General features: G+C 61.8%; 14 protein-coding genes and 1 tRNA gene. 5 read left to right on the top strand and 10 right to left on the bottom strand.

What is annotated here, in order from left to right:
- Positions 1–85 precede the first annotated feature (85 nt).
- The 5 genes from lptB to J6525_RS05175 form a co-directional block, all read right to left on the bottom strand.
- On the bottom strand, positions 86–1,066 hold the full coding sequence (gene lptB / locus J6525_RS05195) for an LPS export ABC transporter ATP-binding protein (RefSeq protein ID WP_028341724.1): 981 nt from the start codon (positions 1,064–1,066) through the stop codon (positions 86–88).
- A gap of 341 nt (positions 1,067–1,407) precedes the next feature.
- Positions 1,408–2,130 (bottom strand): LptA/OstA family protein, encoded by a 723-nt coding sequence (locus J6525_RS05190; RefSeq protein ID WP_376708432.1) that lies wholly within the window; start codon positions 2,128–2,130, stop codon positions 1,408–1,410.
- A 5-nt stretch (positions 2,131–2,135) separates the two neighbouring features.
- Entirely contained in the window at positions 2,136–2,855 is a 720-nt protein-coding gene (lptC, locus tag J6525_RS05185; RefSeq protein ID WP_225642535.1) for an LPS export ABC transporter periplasmic protein LptC, read from the bottom strand.
- A 154-nt stretch (positions 2,856–3,009) separates the two neighbouring features.
- Positions 3,010–3,624 (bottom strand): ribonuclease D, encoded by a 615-nt coding sequence (locus tag J6525_RS05180; RefSeq protein ID WP_225642533.1) that lies wholly within the window; start codon positions 3,622–3,624, stop codon positions 3,010–3,012.
- Between the two features lie 179 nt (positions 3,625–3,803).
- Positions 3,804–3,989, bottom strand: coding sequence for a hypothetical protein (locus J6525_RS05175; protein WP_225642531.1), 186 nt, complete (start codon positions 3,987–3,989; stop codon positions 3,804–3,806).
- Between J6525_RS05175 and J6525_RS05170 the strand changes: the two genes are divergently transcribed.
- Positions 3,988–5,256 (top strand): MFS transporter, encoded by a 1,269-nt coding sequence (locus tag J6525_RS05170; RefSeq protein ID WP_225642529.1) that lies wholly within the window; start codon positions 3,988–3,990, stop codon positions 5,254–5,256. The two genes, J6525_RS05175 and J6525_RS05170, sit on opposite strands and share 2 nt — an antisense overlap.
- Positions 5,257–5,363: 107 nt before the next feature.
- On the opposite strand, the gene J6525_RS05165 is transcribed toward J6525_RS05170, so the two are convergent.
- Positions 5,364–8,909, bottom strand: coding sequence for an NACHT domain-containing protein (locus tag J6525_RS05165; RefSeq protein WP_225642527.1), 3,546 nt, complete (start codon positions 8,907–8,909; stop codon positions 5,364–5,366).
- 900 nt (positions 8,910–9,809) lie between these two features.
- Positions 9,810–9,896 (bottom strand) — tRNA-Leu (locus J6525_RS05160).
- A gap of 146 nt (positions 9,897–10,042) precedes the next feature.
- Between J6525_RS05160 and J6525_RS05155 the strand changes: the two genes are divergently transcribed.
- Entirely contained in the window at positions 10,043–11,011 is a 969-nt protein-coding gene (locus J6525_RS05155) for a complex I NDUFA9 subunit family protein (protein WP_225642525.1), read from the top strand.
- Between the two features lie 291 nt (positions 11,012–11,302).
- On the opposite strand, the gene J6525_RS05150 is transcribed toward J6525_RS05155, so the two are convergent.
- Positions 11,303–12,109, bottom strand: a complete 807-nt coding sequence (locus J6525_RS05150; protein WP_028341730.1) for an undecaprenyl-diphosphate phosphatase — start codon at positions 12,107–12,109, stop codon at positions 11,303–11,305.
- 263 nt (positions 12,110–12,372) lie between these two features.
- Between J6525_RS05150 and J6525_RS05145 the strand changes: the two genes are divergently transcribed.
- From J6525_RS05145 to J6525_RS05135, 3 genes are read left to right on the top strand one after another with little or no spacing between them, the layout of a single operon-like run.
- A complete protein-coding gene (locus J6525_RS05145; protein ID WP_092081119.1) occupies positions 12,373–13,065 on the top strand; it encodes a glutathione S-transferase family protein in 693 nt (230 codons plus the stop codon).
- Positions 13,014–14,204 carry a tRNA epoxyqueuosine(34) reductase QueG gene (gene queG / locus J6525_RS05140; protein ID WP_225642523.1) on the top strand — a complete coding sequence of 397 codons (1,191 nt, stop codon included), beginning with the start codon at positions 13,014–13,016 and terminating at the stop codon, positions 14,202–14,204. The genes J6525_RS05145 and queG overlap by 52 nt, the downstream gene beginning before the upstream one ends.
- 34 nt (positions 14,205–14,238) lie before the next feature.
- Entirely contained in the window at positions 14,239–15,036 is a 798-nt protein-coding gene (locus J6525_RS05135) for an acyl-CoA thioesterase domain-containing protein (protein WP_225642521.1), read from the top strand.
- Between the two features lie 106 nt (positions 15,037–15,142).
- Here the strand turns inward: J6525_RS05135 and J6525_RS05130 are convergent, their stop codons facing one another.
- Together J6525_RS05130 and J6525_RS05125 are read right to left on the bottom strand one after the other, a co-directional pair.
- Entirely contained in the window at positions 15,143–15,610 is a 468-nt protein-coding gene (locus J6525_RS05130; protein WP_225642518.1) for a nuclear transport factor 2 family protein, read from the bottom strand.
- 178 nt (positions 15,611–15,788) lie between these two features.
- Positions 15,789–16,583, bottom strand: a complete 795-nt coding sequence (locus J6525_RS05125; RefSeq protein ID WP_092081127.1) for an alpha/beta hydrolase — start codon at positions 16,581–16,583, stop codon at positions 15,789–15,791.
- Positions 16,584–16,730: the final 147 nt, after the last annotated feature.

Genomic DNA, 16,730 nt, shown 5'->3' with positions numbered 1-16,730 from the left:
GGTTTTGCGTCCGATCGCGCGTCAAATTCTTTAATTAGCGCATGATCTTATCGCCAAACCGCTTCACACTTTGGCGGATCATGCGCTACAGGCGGAATTCCTCGCCAAGGTAAAGCCGACGTACATCGGGATCATTAACGATCTCCTCCGGGCTTCCCTCAGTCAAGATTTCACCGGCATAGACGATATAGGCGCGGTCGGTCAGGCCGAGCGTCTCGCGGACATTGTGGTCGGTGATGAGCACGCCGATGCCGCGGTTGGTGAGATGGCGGACGAGGTCCTGGATGTCGCCGACCGCGATCGGGTCGATGCCGGCGAACGGCTCGTCGAGCAGCATGTAATTGGGGCGCGTCGCCAGCGCGCGCGCGATCTCGACGCGGCGGCGCTCGCCGCCGGACAACGCGATCGACGGGCTCTTGCGCAGCCGCGTGATGTTGAACTCGTCGAGCAGCGAATCCAGCTCGTGCTCGCGCTTCTTCTTCGAGGGCTCGACCACCTCGAGCACCGCGCGGATGTTCTGCTCGACCGACAGGCCGCGGAAGATCGAGGCTTCCTGCGGCAGATAGCCGATGCCAAGGCGCGCGCGCTGATACATCGGCAGCTTGGTGACGTCGTGGCCATCGAGCTCGATCGCGCCGCGATCGGCCTTGATGAGCCCGGTGATCATGTAGAACACGGTGGTCTTGCCGGCGCCGTTGGGCCCGAGCAAGCCGACCGCCTCGCCACGGCGCACATAGATGCTGACGCCGCGCACGACCTGGCGGCTGCCAAAACTCTTTTCCACGCTATGCACAGCCAGATAACCCGGCCGCTTGATCAGCTGCGGCGCGGCGGGAGCGCTGTTCCTGGCCGGCCTCGCACGCGCCGGCGCTGCTGCCGGTTGGGATCGCGGCAGCTCGACGCCGGGAGCCGACGCGGCGCGCGCCATCGGCGGCGCGTCACGCACTGGAGACGTCAGCATCTCGCCGAACTGGTCATCGAGCGCCGTGATGTCGTCATGCGAGCGCGCAAATCCGGTACTGCGTTTCGCAGAGCGCCGCCGGAACATGCCGAGAAAATCCACCATCCCCGCTTCGCTTCAGCCTTTCACGGTGATCCCGCGACCTCGCCTGCGCATCGATCGATTCGCGTGCGAAGCCGCAAGCATGAGCCGGAAATCTGAATACCGGCCTTCCCGCGCGACAAAAGCGGACGCGTTTGCGCGGAGATCATGCTCGAACAACACGGCAAAGCGCGATCACCCGCGCCTTGAATGAATGGATGCCCCTGTCCCGGCCAACATATTCCCCTCGAGGCGCATTGTTCGGCCGGGCCGCTGCAGTAGATACAGTCTCGCCCCGCCGGCTTCAACCACACGACCGCAGAATATTATCTAACTGATTGATTCTGCTTGACCTTACGTGAGGCTTACTTGGACTTGCTGCCGGGAATCAGCTGCAGCGGCGACGGGGCCGGGGCTGAGCCGGGGGCGGCCGGCGCGCCGCACTTGCCGCTCTGTCCGCCTGGCGACTGGATGAACAGGCCCTGCACCTTGCCATTGTCGGCTTCGACGCGCGAGACGCCAGTGGTCATGTCGACCAAAAGGCGGTCGCCGCGCAGCACATTCTGGCACTGGGTCAGCACCACCTGGCTGCCGCCGCCGCCGAGCATCGTGATCAAATTGGTCTTGGTGTCGAAGATCGCGGTCTCGCCGGTGACGACCTGATCCTTCTGGGTCACGACGACATTGCCCTTCGCCTCCAGCCGCTTGATCGAGGAGGCGCCGCCGGGACCCGGGGTTGCCGTCTGCATCGGCGCGGCGCCCTTGGCGGCTGCCCCCTTGGTGCCGGCCGGGGCGGGCGCCGGCGCCTGGGTCGATTTATCCTCGTAGAACACGACAAGCGTCTTCGACGTCATGGTGGTGTCGCCCTGCACGACCTTCACATTGCCGGCGAAGGTCGCCTCCTTTTTCTTGTCGCGCATTTCGAGCGAAGCAGCCTCGATCTGAATCGGCTGGTCGCGGTTCTGCGAGAAGCCCTGCATGGCGTTGGGCACGCCGCTCATCGAGCCTTGCGCGGACGCAGCGCCCGCGGCGAAAAGCGCGAGCAGGAACGCCGCAATTGCCATGCCGTGCGGAAAACGTCTCATCATCAAAATCATTTCGTGTTGGCGGATTTGCGCGGCTTCGGCGGCGGTGGAGCGGGCTCGGCAGGCGGGGCAGCATTGTTGTCGCCAAGCTTGTCGAGATTCATCACGACATTGCCTTCGAACCGCACCAGCTCGCCGCTGTTGTAGATCCGGAGCCTGTCGGCGGTCAGCGTGCCGTCGAGCAGCTTGACGTCGACATGCTCGTCCGACGACACGTTGCCCTTGTTGATGTCGACGAAGGCCTGCGTCAGCCTGGCCTCATAGCCGGTGGACGACTGCAGGAAGATGTCCTGGCGCAAGTCGAGCAGCTGCTTCTTGTTGTCGAAGAAGCCGGTGCGCGCATCCATCGTCACCGTCGACTGATCCTGTTGCGCCACCTTGGCGCGGATTGTCTTCAGCTCGACATGGTCGGGATCGGTGACATCCTGGATCGCCGCCTTGGCCCACATTTCGTAGGGCCGTCCGTCGTTGGAGAAGCCGGCGATATGCGGCGCTTCCATCGTGATCTTGGTGCCGGACACGACGAGATTATCCATCTCGAGCGGCAGCTTGGGGATCAGGTCGTGGAACGGATTGAAGAGCGCGATGTAGATGATCACGGCCATCGCCAGCCCGACCATCGCGGGAACCGCGACGCGCAGGATCCGCACCATGCGGCTGTGCCGCGCGGCGGCGGCAAAGCGCGCCTCGAGGCCCGTGACATAGGCTGGATTCTGAACCGAATTCACCTGAGCTCCAGAGGCGCGAAACTGCCCCTATTCTAGCCGGAGCCGCCCAAATATGCAGCCCGGACCTCACCTCGCGCCCCCGCACCGGACCACGCGTGAACAGTTTGGCCGAAACGGGGCGGAATTGCCCCGGCCGCGACGAATTCGGCGCTCATCATGAATGGGCGAAAATGTCCTCGGCCTCCCAGCCGTCGAGATCGAGCCTGGCGCGGGCGGGAAGGAAATCGAAGCAGGCCTGGGCGAGATCGGTCCGTCCCTCGCGCGCGAGCATGACATTCAACTTGTCGCGCAGCGCATGCAGATGCAGCACATCGGAGGCGGCGTAGGCGAGCTGGGCTTCACTGAGGCTTTGCGCGCCCCAGTCGCTCGACTGCTGCTGCTTCGACAATTCGACGTTCAGCACCTCGCGCACCAGATCCTTCAGGCCGTGGCGATCGGTGTAGGTGCGCGACAGCCGCGAGGCGATCTTGGTGCAATAGACCGGCGCCGGCATCACGCCGAAGGTGTTGTAGAGCACCGCGACGTCGAACCGTGCGAAATGGAAGATCTTGGTGATCTTGGGATTGGCGAGCAGCGCCTTCAGGTTCGGCGAATCGGTGTGGCCCTTCGGAATCTGGATCACGTCGGCGGTGCCGTCGCCGTTCGACATCTGCACCACGCAGAGCCGGTCACGGTGCGGATGCAGCCCCATGGTCTCGGTGTCGATCGCCACCGAGTCGGTGTAGCGGGACAGATCGGGCAGGTCGCCGCGATGCAGGCGGATGGTCATGAAATAAGGCCTCGGGTCTCGGTTCGATTCGACTGGCGACACTAGCCCCCAAACGCCCGGGATGCGAGCGGATAGGCGGTCTCCGGGTCGCTCAGGTGCGGGTTTTCCGCCCAGTTCTGCCATACCCGGACGCGGTCCGGCAGCGCACGACCTCTGTTGCATTTGGATCACGCTGCAATTCAAACGATCAGAGACGGGATGATCAGACGCCGTGCCATTCCTATATGGAAGAGCAGGAAATTTCGCGGTTCTTGATCACACTTCTGCGCATTTTTTTGCGTTTCGGCGACGATGAAATCCACGAATGGCGATCCCATCTGTGCCCAGCCGCTCGCACCCTTCGCATCATCACGAATGAGCCTCATGTCGGAACAGACCATCGCCGCGCCGATCAATGACGAGCCGCAGGAGCGCGGCTTCTCGCGCTACCAATCGTTCCTGATCGCGCTGCTCGCCTTCACGCAATTCACGCTGATCCTCGACTTCATCATCATGTCGCCGCTCGGCGCCATCCTGATGCCGTCGCTGAACATCACGGCCGGGCAATTCGGCGTCGCGGTCTCGGCCTACGCGTTCGCGGCCGGGATTTCCGGCGTCCTCGCCGCCGGCTTTGCCGATCGCTTCGACCGCAAGCGGCTGCTGCTGTTCTTCTATGTCGGCTTCATGCTCGGCACCGTGCTCTGCGCGCTGGCGCAGAATTTTCACGTGCTGCTGCTCGGCCGCATCGTCACCGGCGTGTTCGGCGGGGTGATCGGCTCCGTCGTGCTTGCCATCGTCACCGACCTGTTCCCGCTGCAACAGCGCGGCCGCGCCATGGGCATCCTGCAGACGGCGTTCGCCGCGAGCCAGGTGCTCGGCGTCCCGGCCGGCCTGTTCCTGGCCAATCACTGGAACTGGCACATCTGCTTCGTGGCCATCGTCGGCCTGTCGATTGCCGCGATCGCGGCGATTGCGATCGCGATGCACCCGGTCGATGCCCATCTCAAATTGCAGCACGACAGCAATCCGTTCCGCCATCTGATCGCGACCGTCGGCCAGCCGCGCTACACGCTGGCCTTCCTGGTGACCACGCTGCTCGCGACCGGCGGCTTCATGCTGATGCCGTTCGGCAGCGCCTTCACGGTGCATAATCTCGGCATCGACATCGTCCACCTGCCGACGATCTATCTCGTCTCGGGCCTGTTCAGCATCATCATCGGGCCGCTGGTCGGCCGCGCCAGCGATGCGTTCGGCAAATATCCGACCTTCGTGTTCGGCTGCGTGGTGTCCGTCATCATGGTGCTGATCTACACCAACCTCGGCCACGTCTCGCTGCTGACCGCAATCCTGGTCAATGTGCTGATGTTCATCGGCATCTTCTCGCGCATGATCCCGTCCCAGGCGCTGATGTCGGCGATTCCCGACGCCAGCCAGCGCGGATCGTTCAGCGCGATCTCGGCCTCGGTGCAGCAGCTGTCGGGCGGGCTGGGCTCGGTCTTTGCGGCGGCGATCATCGCGGAAAATCCCGACGGTTCGCTGCTGCATTTCGACCGGCTGGGCTACATCGTCGTCGCAACGACCATCATTTCGATGATCGCGATGTATTTCGTGCAGCGGCCGATCGCGCGACGCGCGGGCCGGCGCGTCGTCTGAGGGGGCTGCCGGACGCGAACCGGATAGCGAATCTTAGTCGGCGCATCGAAGCGCGAAAAATCCTCGAGAACTTGAAATTTACGACCCTCTTCGGCGACACTTAAGGCTCATGCGACTTCCGTCCCAAAAATTAGCCCGCCCCGCTTCTGTACAGGAGCCCGAGACTCTTCCCGCCAGCGCGAAAGCAATCCGTTTAGCCGGTACCGCCCTTCAAAATCCCCCATCCCGATTCGGATCATCCTGCCCATGGCGCCGACCGCGATCGGATCATCCACTAAGATTGCCGAATCAAGAGCGACGCCAGCCGCTCTTAGATACCAATTGTTCAGCTTGGGCCGATAGCAGTCGACAATCGTATCAATGAATTCAAGCGATTGAGTCTCGTCGCATTGTGGATGCAAGAGAGCCATCATGGCCGCTGCACCGCGAATGCTTTCGTTGAATTGATCACTTCTGGCAATCGCGCATAGCGAAGAAACATCGGGTGAAAACTGCTGAACAGCAAGTTGGGCGGGTGGTTCATTCACGCTAGTTTCTGAAGAGCTGACGAAAGGTAGGCATGCCATAAGGGGAGGAAGCATTGCAGCTTCTCCCGGCAAATCCAGCAGGAATGCATCATAGTCATCCCCACCGATAGACCAATCTCCTTCCGATCCTGCTGCTCTCAAGATCGCCGGTCTAATGTCCTGCCCCACCTTCTCTGTCAATTTGATCAGCCTGCCCCAGTTCCCGACCACTCCCCTAAGCACCTCAGGTCGTTCCAGACATGCTGCCACCAAGACAGCGCTGCCTTCGGGCGTCTCGAGAAAGTCCGACAGGCTGCCATCGTCGAATCGTACATCGAAGGAGTATAGAGCCAACGTGGGATGAGCTCTGATTACACCAGCGAGATCGGCACCTTGAAATTCTGGTTTCACATCCCTGTAATATCCTGGTTTGTAGCGCCACACCGGCGTTATGGGTCCATGCTGATTGTCACAGCCGGTTCCAAAGAAATCTTCGGATTGCAGATCGCTCGGCAAGAACGCGGCCAGCCCAGTGGGTAGGCAAGTCAAGAATTCACGACTGGGACCTTCAAGAAGGTCCTTCACTTCGCCCGACACTTCCTTCTCGTAGGCAAGTTTAAGGATCGGTTTAATGAGTTCGAATACCCCGGTTGCGCCATCTAGCGCGTTCCACTCATTGTCGGTCCAATTCTCAAGCCGGAGCGACGCCTCGGGCGGATAGTAGGCCGTCGGAAAGAACTTCTCGATCGTCTGATGTTCAGGTTCTGCCTCCATTGAACGGCTTAGTATCGCCGTAACTATCTCCGATAAGGCCTCGTTGAATCCGACAGAACGCGCCGCATCAGGCAGCAATTCGCCCTTGAATTGAAGGAGGGTGAAAGCTGTTCGAACTCCCTCAGAACTCAGCTCGCGCCAACCTGGCGAAGCAAGTAACTTCATCAGCCAGCAAGCGACCCACGACGTCGCCCCTGGGCTTTGCGGCCTGCGAAAATCTGCGAGGTGATATTTGTGCCAGAGGAGATCGAGCAAACAACAAACATAACCAGGACTCTTAGTTGCCATGCTCGCAATGACTTCAGCAGTCCGAGGATGGTCATCAGGCATAGCGACGCATAAGAGATAGGCGGCGCCGACACTTTCACTTTCGGTCTGTTCTCCCAAGCAATCCGCAGCTATGTCGAGAAGCCAAGCGAGAGACTCTCCGGATAATACAGTCGCAAGAGGCTCAAGAAGCTCGACTTCAGTCGAGCCAAATATTGGCTCGATGCAACGACGAAACTGATGTCGAATTCGCCGATCCTGCTCCAGGACCCCCTCGTTGAGCAGCCGTGCTGCTACCATTCCGCCAACGCATAATCGGCGATAAAGGGAACGGCTTGCGCCATCACCACGATCGTTGGCATTCGAAAGATTTTCAATTGCGACGACCAACTCGGTCTGCCGCGAGTTTTCGATTAACGCACTGAGTAGGAAGTGCACGACTTCCCGCCAATGAGCATCCGCCGAAATTATCTCGAGCCGTTGTCCAAGCACCCCTGCTTGAACGTCTTCGTAAAGATACTCCGCCGCAAAGAACTCTTGAAGGGGTCGAATGTCGAACCGCACTTGATCGCTCGTCTCTGGCGTTGTCACCAACACAAGGCGATCCGTTGTAGCCGTCATCAGAGTTCGTATGGTCTCATCTACATTCGATTCTTGGAGCTGTCTTACAGTCTGATCTACGACTTCGCCCAACTCTTTTCTAGCAAGTGACGTCTGAGCGCCGGACTTGGTCTCCGCTCGAAAGTGCAGTTCGAACCCCAGGCGATTGTGGAGTGACTTAAGGAGCTTTTCGCCCGCCCTCAAAAGCACCGACAGCCGCTTGTCGGGTAGATTTCTGTTGGCCTCCCTTCGCTTGATGGTCTGATAGAAATTGGTGAAGAGTTTCCACTTGCGATCGGGAGGTCTTCCACCATCCCGAACGACGACTGCCATAATATGAGCCTGCAAGGGCGTTCTCATGATTTCGGCAATGGCAGGAGTTTGCAAGGCTTCGGCAAGGGTCTCCGAATATTGCTGCGCCTCTTCTTCAGTTCGATCGATTCTGAGAACTGGTCCAGCGCATTCAAGCGCTAGTTTAGGCCAAAGAGAAACAAGTTCGACGGCTGCCATGGACAGCTCGTCGAATTGGCCGGAGTAGCCTTGGGGTCGGGATGAACAAATGACAAGGGCGTCGGAGTTTTGGGCGATAAGGAGATCGTCAACGAAAGAAACGACCTCCGCTGCTACCAACCCTTTCACGTCACTAGGAACCTCGTCCAATCCATCGAAGACAAACAACCAGCGAGCTCGCGCGAAGGCCCTCTTGAGGGTACCCGACTGGACCGGCTGCTCAATTCGTTGCGATAGGCGCTCGGACAAATAAGTCAGGACGCCTTTTGGTTGTGTTTCGTTTCTATCGCCAAACCACTTGGCAAATTCTTTGAGTTCGACTGAAACTGGAATTCGCGGTGCAGCTGGCCAAAATCCCGCCGATTGAGCGACGGTTGCAACTTCACGGGCTACATCTCTCTGCTGAGGCGTAGTTGAGGGCGAGTCCGGCAAGAGCATAAGCGCTGCTCGCTGTATCTGGCAAAGGAATTGCGAAATCGTGGATTTGCCATTTCCTGGACCGCCTTTGATGAACCAAGCTCTAGCGCGAGGCGGATGGCGCTGCCAGGTTGTCCAATGCTTACCTTCGGGCCAATCGCTTTTTACAGTGTGATTTTGCGCAACCGCTCTGGAAAGATCGCGAACCGCAAAGCCAACGTATCCTGTCTCCCGACAAAGAAACGGAAGATCGGTGAAAAGCTTCTGTATACCTGGACGCTGATCTGACGGCGAGCCCGCTTGCTCCAGTTTCGTGTGCTGTTGCTCGGTAAATTGAGTTACAACAAGATGACGTACGATCGCCTCAACACTCGCTTGCGAGTCATGAAGCTGATCGTACATCTGTTTGAGAACGTGGCCGGGCGTCAAAAAGTGGCCATAATACCCCGCGATCTCTGGATAGTCCGCGAGTAGCTGCACCACCTTTGCGCCGCCCCAAATATGGAAACGTTCGGCTAGTTGAGGCCGTGCATCCAAGACAATTTGCTTGGCAGAGTCGAACGCCCCCGTTTCCGGCACACCTGATGGATCTATATTGGTGACGATGATCCAGTTGTCGGGCCATTTGCGATTGGTTTCAGGTTTACCGAATTCCTTCAGTTCATCCTTGATCTTCTCAATCAGCCATTTTTGCGCGTCGTGTGTTAGGTGCCGGCCTGTGGAACTTGCACTGAATGTACCATTTCCCGCGCCAGCGGTTCACTACGCTTGGATACGGTGCCTCTCCCTCGAAAAATCCATCCCGCCCTCCGTCGCTGCCCGGCCCGAAGCCGGTATGTCCAGCGCCTAAGACCTTGAGAGCTAGGAAATTTGCGAGATGTTCAAACGAATGCTCGTCAAGCTTAGTTAGATCATAGCTGTGTGACACACATGCTCCCGAACTCAAGTTGCGGAGTTCATAACGACACAGCTTGTAGTTGGGATCAATTCCTGTGCAGCGGCGCCAGACCAAAGTAGTGGGTAGGCAGCTATGGAAAGGCCTCAAGCGAACAGCGCGTCAGTCTTTGCCCACAAGTGTTTTACCGACATCCCGCGAACCCTGTGGGCGCTGAGCGATCTGCCCGCCGTCACGCAGCGATTTGGTGACATCGGCCCCACGCTGGCCATGGGTCAGGGGTTCGGGCTGGGCTTTGCCGTCCGGACCGAGACGGGGGAAAATCAGCTCCCGGGCTCAACCGGGTCGTATTACTGGACAGGGATCTTCGGCACGACGTTCTTCGTCGACCCCCAAAGGCACCGTCTCCCGCGAACGCATTCTACCGCCACACGGTACGACACCTCGCCTACCAGACTCTCTTGCCACTGAGAGCCATTGCCGAGTCGGATCGGGCGCGCTCCGCCGAGATCCGGCTTCACGCGCCGATCGGTGGCCCTATCCCGTTGGAGATACTGAGCGATTTCAATCGCTTAAAAAGGGGGTGGTGCCCAGGAAAGGACTCGAACCTTCACGGCCGTTAAGCCACTGGCACCTGAAGCCAGCGCGTCTACCAATTCCGCCACCTGGGCATGTGGAGCGGCTTAGTAAGGATCGGTTGCGCGCTTGTCAAATTCGCGATTGGAAATTCAAATACCCTGTACAGGATAAGGCCGATGGCGTATCGCCAGACGGTTAACCTACGTCAATCGCTCTCGAATCCCACAGGAATCACCCCATGGCATCGAACCTGGACACGCTGGTCACGGTCTTCGGCGGATCGGGTTTTCTGGGGCGGAACGTGGTCCGGGCGCTCTGCAAGCGCGATTACCGCGTCCGAGTCGCGGTGCGGCGGCCCGAGCTGGCCGGCCATCTGCAGCCGCTCGGCCGGGTCGGGCAGATCCATGCCGTCCAGGCCAATGTGCGCTACCCGGCCTCGGTCGAGGCGGCGATGCGTGATTCGCATATCGCCATCAACCTGGTCGGCATCCTGGCCGAGGGCGGCGGGCAGAGCTTCGATGCCGTGCAGGTGAAGGGCGCCGAGACCATCGCCAAGGCGACGGCCGCCGCCGGCGGGCGGATGGTCCATGTCTCGGCGATCGGGGCCGACGCGGATTCGCCCTCGAGCTATTTCCGCGCCAAGGCGGGCGGCGAGGCAGCGGTGCTGGCGGCCTTGCCGTCGGCCACCATCATGCGGCCGTCGCTGCTGTTCGGGCCCGAGGATCAGTTCACCAACCGCTTTGCGGCGCTGGCACGGATGTCACCGGTGCTGCCGCTGGTCGGCGGCGGGGTCAACACGGTGCAGCCGGCCTATGTCGGCGATGTCGCGGACGCCGTTGCCCATGCCGTGGACGGCAAGGCGAAGCAGGGCGCAGCTTACGAGCTCGGCGGGCCGGAAGTGCTGACCATGCGCGAGGTGATGCAGATCATCCTCAAGATCACCCAGCGCGATCGCATGCTGGCGCCGCTGCCGTTCGGCCTCGCCAAGTTCCAGTCGTACTTCCTGCAGTTCGCGCCGGGGCCGTTCACGCTGACGCCGGACCAGGTCGAGATGCTGCGTTCGGACAATGTGGTGTCCGACGCCGCCAAGGCCGCCGGCCTGACCTTCGCAGGCCTCGGCATCTCGCCGGATTCGATGGAAGCGATCGCCCCGCAATATCTCTGGCGCTTCCGCGCGACGGGTCAGTTCCAGAAGAAGAGCGCGTAGGCAGCTCTCTCATCCCGGCGAAGCCAGCGGGTCGCGCGAACGCGCGCCCGATGACAGGCTCCGCGCGAGCCGGCACGGCACCACTACGTTTTTCCCACGCTACCAAGCCCTTCCCCGTCATCCCCGCGCAAAGGCTTTGCCTTTGTCGCTGGAGGTGCGAGCCTTGCGGCGCAATTGCGCCGCTGGGCGAGCCTCGAAGGATGAACGGCCGGGATCGGGGCCGTCGCCCTTCGAGACGGCCGCTTTGCGGCCTCCTCAGGGTGACGGTGATGGGATGGTGTCCGTCGCGCCTTACCGTCCCATCGCCAGCGCGATCAGGCCGAGCGTGCCGACGATCACGCGCCACCAGGCGAAGAAGGTGAAGCCGCGTCGGGTGACGAAGTTGAGGAAGGCCCGCACCACGATCATCGCCGTGATGAACGACACCACGAAGCCGACCGCGATGACGCTGAGATTGTCGGAGGTGAAGTCGGCCCGGTTCTTGTAGAAATCATAGGCGAACGCGCCGACCATGGTCGGGATCGCGAGGAAGAACGAGAACTCCGCCGCCGAGCGCTTGTCGGCGCCGAGCAGCATCGCCGCGACGATGCTGGCGCCCGAGCGCGACACGCCGGGAATCATCGCCAGGCACTGCGCGACGCCGATCCAGAAATACATCAGCAGCGGGAAGCGCGTCGCATCGTCCTCGTAGACCTTGAGATCGAGCTGATCGACCCACAGCAGCACGGCGCCGCCGACGATCAGCGTGAAGCAGACCACCCACGGATTGAACAGGAACTCCTTGATGTATTTGCCCGCGATCAGGCCGATCACGACCGCGGGCAGGAACGCCACCAGCACGCCGATCACGAAGCGGCGGTCGTCGGGATTGGTGAACATGCCGAGCGCCACGCGCCACAATTTGACGAAGTAGAGCGCGAGGATCGCGAGGATCGCTCCGAGCTGGATCAGGATCGCAAAGCTCTTCCAGAAATTGCCTTCGCCCAGATTGAAGAAGCGCTCCGCAAGCAGCAGGTGGCCTGTCGAGGAGACCGGCAGGAACTCCGTGACGCCCTCGATGATGCCGAGAATCACCGCCCGCAGCATATCCGTCATCATGTTGTGGCCTGCCCTGTGTGGAAAACCAGATTCTTCTCGCTTATTCGCACATTGGCCGCAATCGCAAAAAATCGTCAAACAATGGGTTACCCGACTGATTTGCTGAGCTATAGCGTTTTTGTGACCCGCACCATCTGCGGGGGTGGCTACCGGTTTGCGTGCTGACGCGACATAGAGACGACCGGAACTGGTCTGGCCAAAGCACAGGTCCAGGCCGCACAGGTTGATGATTTCTTAAGCGCCGCGAAACTACCAAGGGCTTCATGTACACGCTGTATCACCATCCGTTCTGTCCGCATTCGCGCTTCATTCGGCTCGTGCTCGGCGAGTATGGGCTCGATTTGCGTCTTGTGGAGGAACGGGTGTGGGAACGGCGCGAGGCGTTCCTGGCGCTCAATCCGGCAGCCACCACGCCGGTGTTGATCGCCGAGAGCTTTCCGCCGATTCCGGGTGCGCCTGTGATCGCCGAATATGTCGACGAGGCGCACGGCCTCGATGCCGGCGACCGGCGGCTGTTGCCGACGTCGACGGCCGAGCGCGTCGAGGTGCGGCGGCTGATGGCGTGGTTCAACGAGAAATTCTTCGAGGAAGCCTCCAACCCGCTGGTGACCGAGCGGATCTACAAGCGCTTCATGAGCGAGGACAATGGCGGCGGCCCGCCGGCGCCCGACATCATGCGCGCCGCCAAGGTCAATGTGCGCTATCATCTGAGCTATATCGGCTGGCTGGCGAAGACGCGGAACTATCTCGCCGGTGACCGTCTGACCTACGCGGATCTCGCCGCCGCGGCGCATCTCTCGGCGATCGACTATCTGGGCGACGTGCCATGGAGCGAGGACGACGCGGCAAAGTCGTGGTACGCGCGGGTGAAGTCCCGCCCGTCGTTCCGCCCGCTGCTCAGCGAATGGCTGGCGGGGGTGCCGGCGTCGCGCACCTATGTGGACCTCGACTTCTGAACCCGGCGCTCAGGCTCTCCCCTTCCGATCTCAAGGCAGCGCTTCAGCGCGAGGCGCATGCGCTCGGCTTCGACGCCATCGGCTTCACCGCGCCTGATGCGACCAGCGAGGCCGGAAAATATTTCCTCGAATTCCTCGGCTCCGGCGGCCATGGCGACATGGACTGGCTCGCGGCCAATCCGGAGCGGCGCGCCGACCCGCGCGTGCTGTGGGGCGGCGTGCGCTCGATCATCATGCTCGGCGTCAATTACGGGCCCGACGACAACCCGCTCGACATCCTCGCGCGACGGTCGCATGGCGCGATCTCGGTCTATGCGCAGGGCGACGACTATCACGACGTGATCAAGAAGCGGCTGAAGGTCCTGGCGCGCTGGCTCGCCACGATCACCGGCGATGAGGTGAAGGTGTTCGTCGACACCGCCGCAGTGATGGAGAAGCCGCTCGCCCAGGCCGCCGGCATCGGCTGGCAGGGCAAGCACACCAACCTCGTGTCGCGCGAATTCGGCTCGTGGCTGTTTCTCGGCGCGATCTATTCCGCCACCGAGCTGCCGCGCGATGATGCCGAGGCCGATCATTGCGGCAGCTGCCGCGCCTGCCAGGACATCTGTCCGACCGCGGCGTTTCCCGCGCCCTACAAGCTCGATGCGCGGCGCTGCATCTCGTATCTGACGATCGAGAACAAGGGCCCGATCCCGCACGAATTCCGCAAGAGCATCGGCAACCGCATCTATGGCTGCGACGATTGCCTCGCGGTGTGTCCGTGGAACAAGTTCGCGCAAGCGGGGCGCGAGCAGAAGCTCGCCGCGCGCGATACGTTGCGGGCGCCCGCGCTCGCTGATCTCGCACGGCTCGATGATGCCGCATTCCGCGCGCTATTCACAAAGTCGCCGGTCAAGCGCATCGGCCGCGACCGCTTCATCCGCAATGTGCTGATCGCGATCGGCAACTCCGGTGACGCAAGCCTTGTCGGCGAAGCGCGGCGTTTGCTCGACGATGTGAGCCCGCTGGTGCGCGGCGCCGCGGTGTGGGCGCTGTCGCAACTGATCGCCCGCGATGCGCTCGCGGCGCTGGCATCGCGCGCCGGCGGCGAGCCCGACCTCACCGTGCAGCAGGAGTGGCACGCCGCGGCGGCCTCTTGATTTCATCGCGCCATTCCCGTCATGGTCGCACGCCATGACAAACCAGCCCTTCTTCACCAGGCACGGCGACGGCTTCATGCCGACGGCCGTTGCGAACGGACCGTGGAGTCCGGAATCCCTGCACGGCCGCGTCGTGATCGGCCTGCTCGCCTTTGTCATCGAGGAGCGCCACGGCTCCGACGAGTTCGTCCCGGCGCGGCTGACAATCGACATGTTCCGGCTGCCCAACATCACGACGCCGATCGAGGTGACGACCAAGCTGGTGCGCGACGGCATGCGGATCAAGATGATCGAGGCCGAGTTTGTCTCCGGCGGCACCAGCATGGCGCGCGCCTCCTGCCAATTGTTGCGCCGGACGGAAAATGCCCCCGGCAATGTGTGGTCGCCGCCGAACTGGCGGGTGCCGGCGCCGGCGGAGATTCCAAAGCCGACCGATCCGAGGCTCGGCATGAACGGCAAATGGGAGACGCGGCCGATCGTCGGCCATATGGGCTCGCTCGGCGAGCGACGGCTCTGGATGAGCGAGGTGCGCGAGCTCGTCGCGGGCGTGAAGATGACGCCGTTCGTCCATGTCGCGACCGGGGCGGATTTCGCCAGCCCCTTCGCCAATGCCGGCGACCAGGGGCTCGGCTACATCAACAGCGACGTCACGATCTATCTGCATCGCTTGCCGGTGACCAACTGGATCGGCTTCGAGGTGGTCAACCATCACGCTACGGACGGCATCGCGATCGGCGAATGCTGGCTCTATGACGAAAAGGGTCCGATCGGCACCTCCACGGTGGCGGCGATCGCCCAGCGCAAGCCGATGACCAATCCGCCGCCGCCGTAGGCTGTCACCGTCGTCATTGCGAGCGAAGCGAAGCAATCCATGTCTCGGCTTGCCGAGGCGTGGATTGCTTCGTCGCTTCGCTCCTCGCAATGACGACGGAGAGTCCTCACGCCAGATGCCGCTGCATCTCCGGCCGCGCTTTCAGCTCCGCGCCCTGCTTGCCGACAATCTTGGCGATGCGCTCCGGCGCGAAGTTCAAATCGACGAAGGCCGGCGCGGTGTTGGCGACCTCGTGGTATTCCGTGATCTTGCCGTCGCGCAGCCGCATGATCGCGACACCCTCGAACATCGCACGCGCGCCCCTGGCTTCCGGCAAGGTCGAGCGGTAGCTAAACGTGTAGCGCGCGTAGAGCGTCGTGCCATCGCTCACGGGATCATGCATCACCCAGCGAAAATCGGTCGCGGTCCGGTAGAACCAGTCGTCGATCATCTCGCCGATTTTGCCGTGGCCCTTGAAGGCACCGTAGAACACATCGTGATAGACGCCGTCCTCGGTGAAGAGATTTGCAAAGGCCTTGCCGTTGCGCTGTTCGACAGCGTCGCAGAACGCGCGCAGCATCGTTGTCGTGTCCATTGGTATTCTCTCCCGGCTCCTCGCTTCTTCTTCCCTCTCCCCTTGTGGGAGAGGGTGGATCGAATGAGCGAGAGCTCATTCGAGACGGGTGAGGGGTCTGTGTCCGCGGAGAGAACCCCTCATCCGGCGCGGACATCGTCCGCGCCACCTTCTCCCACAAGGGGAGAAGGAAAAAAGCTTAGCCGATCTCCGCCACCGCGGCGATGATGCGGGCGATGTCCTGCGGACGCGACAAGCGATGGTCGCCGTCCTGGATCATGGTGAGCACGACGTCCTCGGCCGGCAGGCGGTGCACGAGCGCGAAGGCGTGCTTCCACGGCACGTCAGGATCCTGCGCGCCCTGCAGGATGCGCACCGGGCAGCCGACGTCGATCTTGCTTCCGAGCAGCAAATGATTGCGGCCCTCCTCGATCAGGTTGCGGGTGATCGGATAGGGCGTGCCGTCGCCATATTCGGACGGACGCAGCCACATGCCCTTGGCCTCGATCTCGGCGCGGACCTCCGGCGAGAAGGCCTTCCACATCAGCTCCTCGGTGAAGTCGGGCGCCGGCGCGATCAGCACGAGGCCGGCGAGCTGTGCTTTCGCGTTCCCGCGCCGCATGATCTCACGCGCAAGCAGCAGCGCCATCCAGCCGCCCATCGAGGACCCGATCACGACCTGCGGCCCGCTGCAGAACTGCGAGAACACGGCCACGCTCTCCTCGAGCCAGCGGCCGATGGTGCCGTCGGCGAACTCGCCGCCGGATTCGCCATGGCCGGAATAGTCGAACCTGACGCAGCCGCGGCCGCGCTCGGCCGCCCATGCATCGAGCGCCAGCGCCTTGGTGCCGGCCATGTCGGACTTGAAACCGCCGAGCCAGATCAGTCCGGGGCTGCCGCCAGCACGGGCGCGCACCGCGATCCGGCGCGCGTCGCTGCCCTCGCCGACCTCGATGAAGGCAGGTTCCTGTTCCGATGCGGCGGTTTGGCTCATGGTTCGGTCACTCGCGTGTCAGACATCTGCTTTTCAATTGTCGCGCGGCACCGGTCAACGGCTGCGACCCCCGCCTTGCGGAGCAGACGAGCCCGCTATATGTGGCGGGCGTGGCCAAAATGCCTCGCAATTGGCGGTTTTGCCGCT

It is taken from the genome of Bradyrhizobium australafricanum (assembly GCF_020329495.1).
Lineage (GTDB): Bacteria > Pseudomonadota > Alphaproteobacteria > Rhizobiales > Xanthobacteraceae > Bradyrhizobium > Bradyrhizobium australafricanum.
Note: the sequence above shows the minus strand (reverse complement) of the source record. Positions and strands in the feature narration are given on the sequence as shown.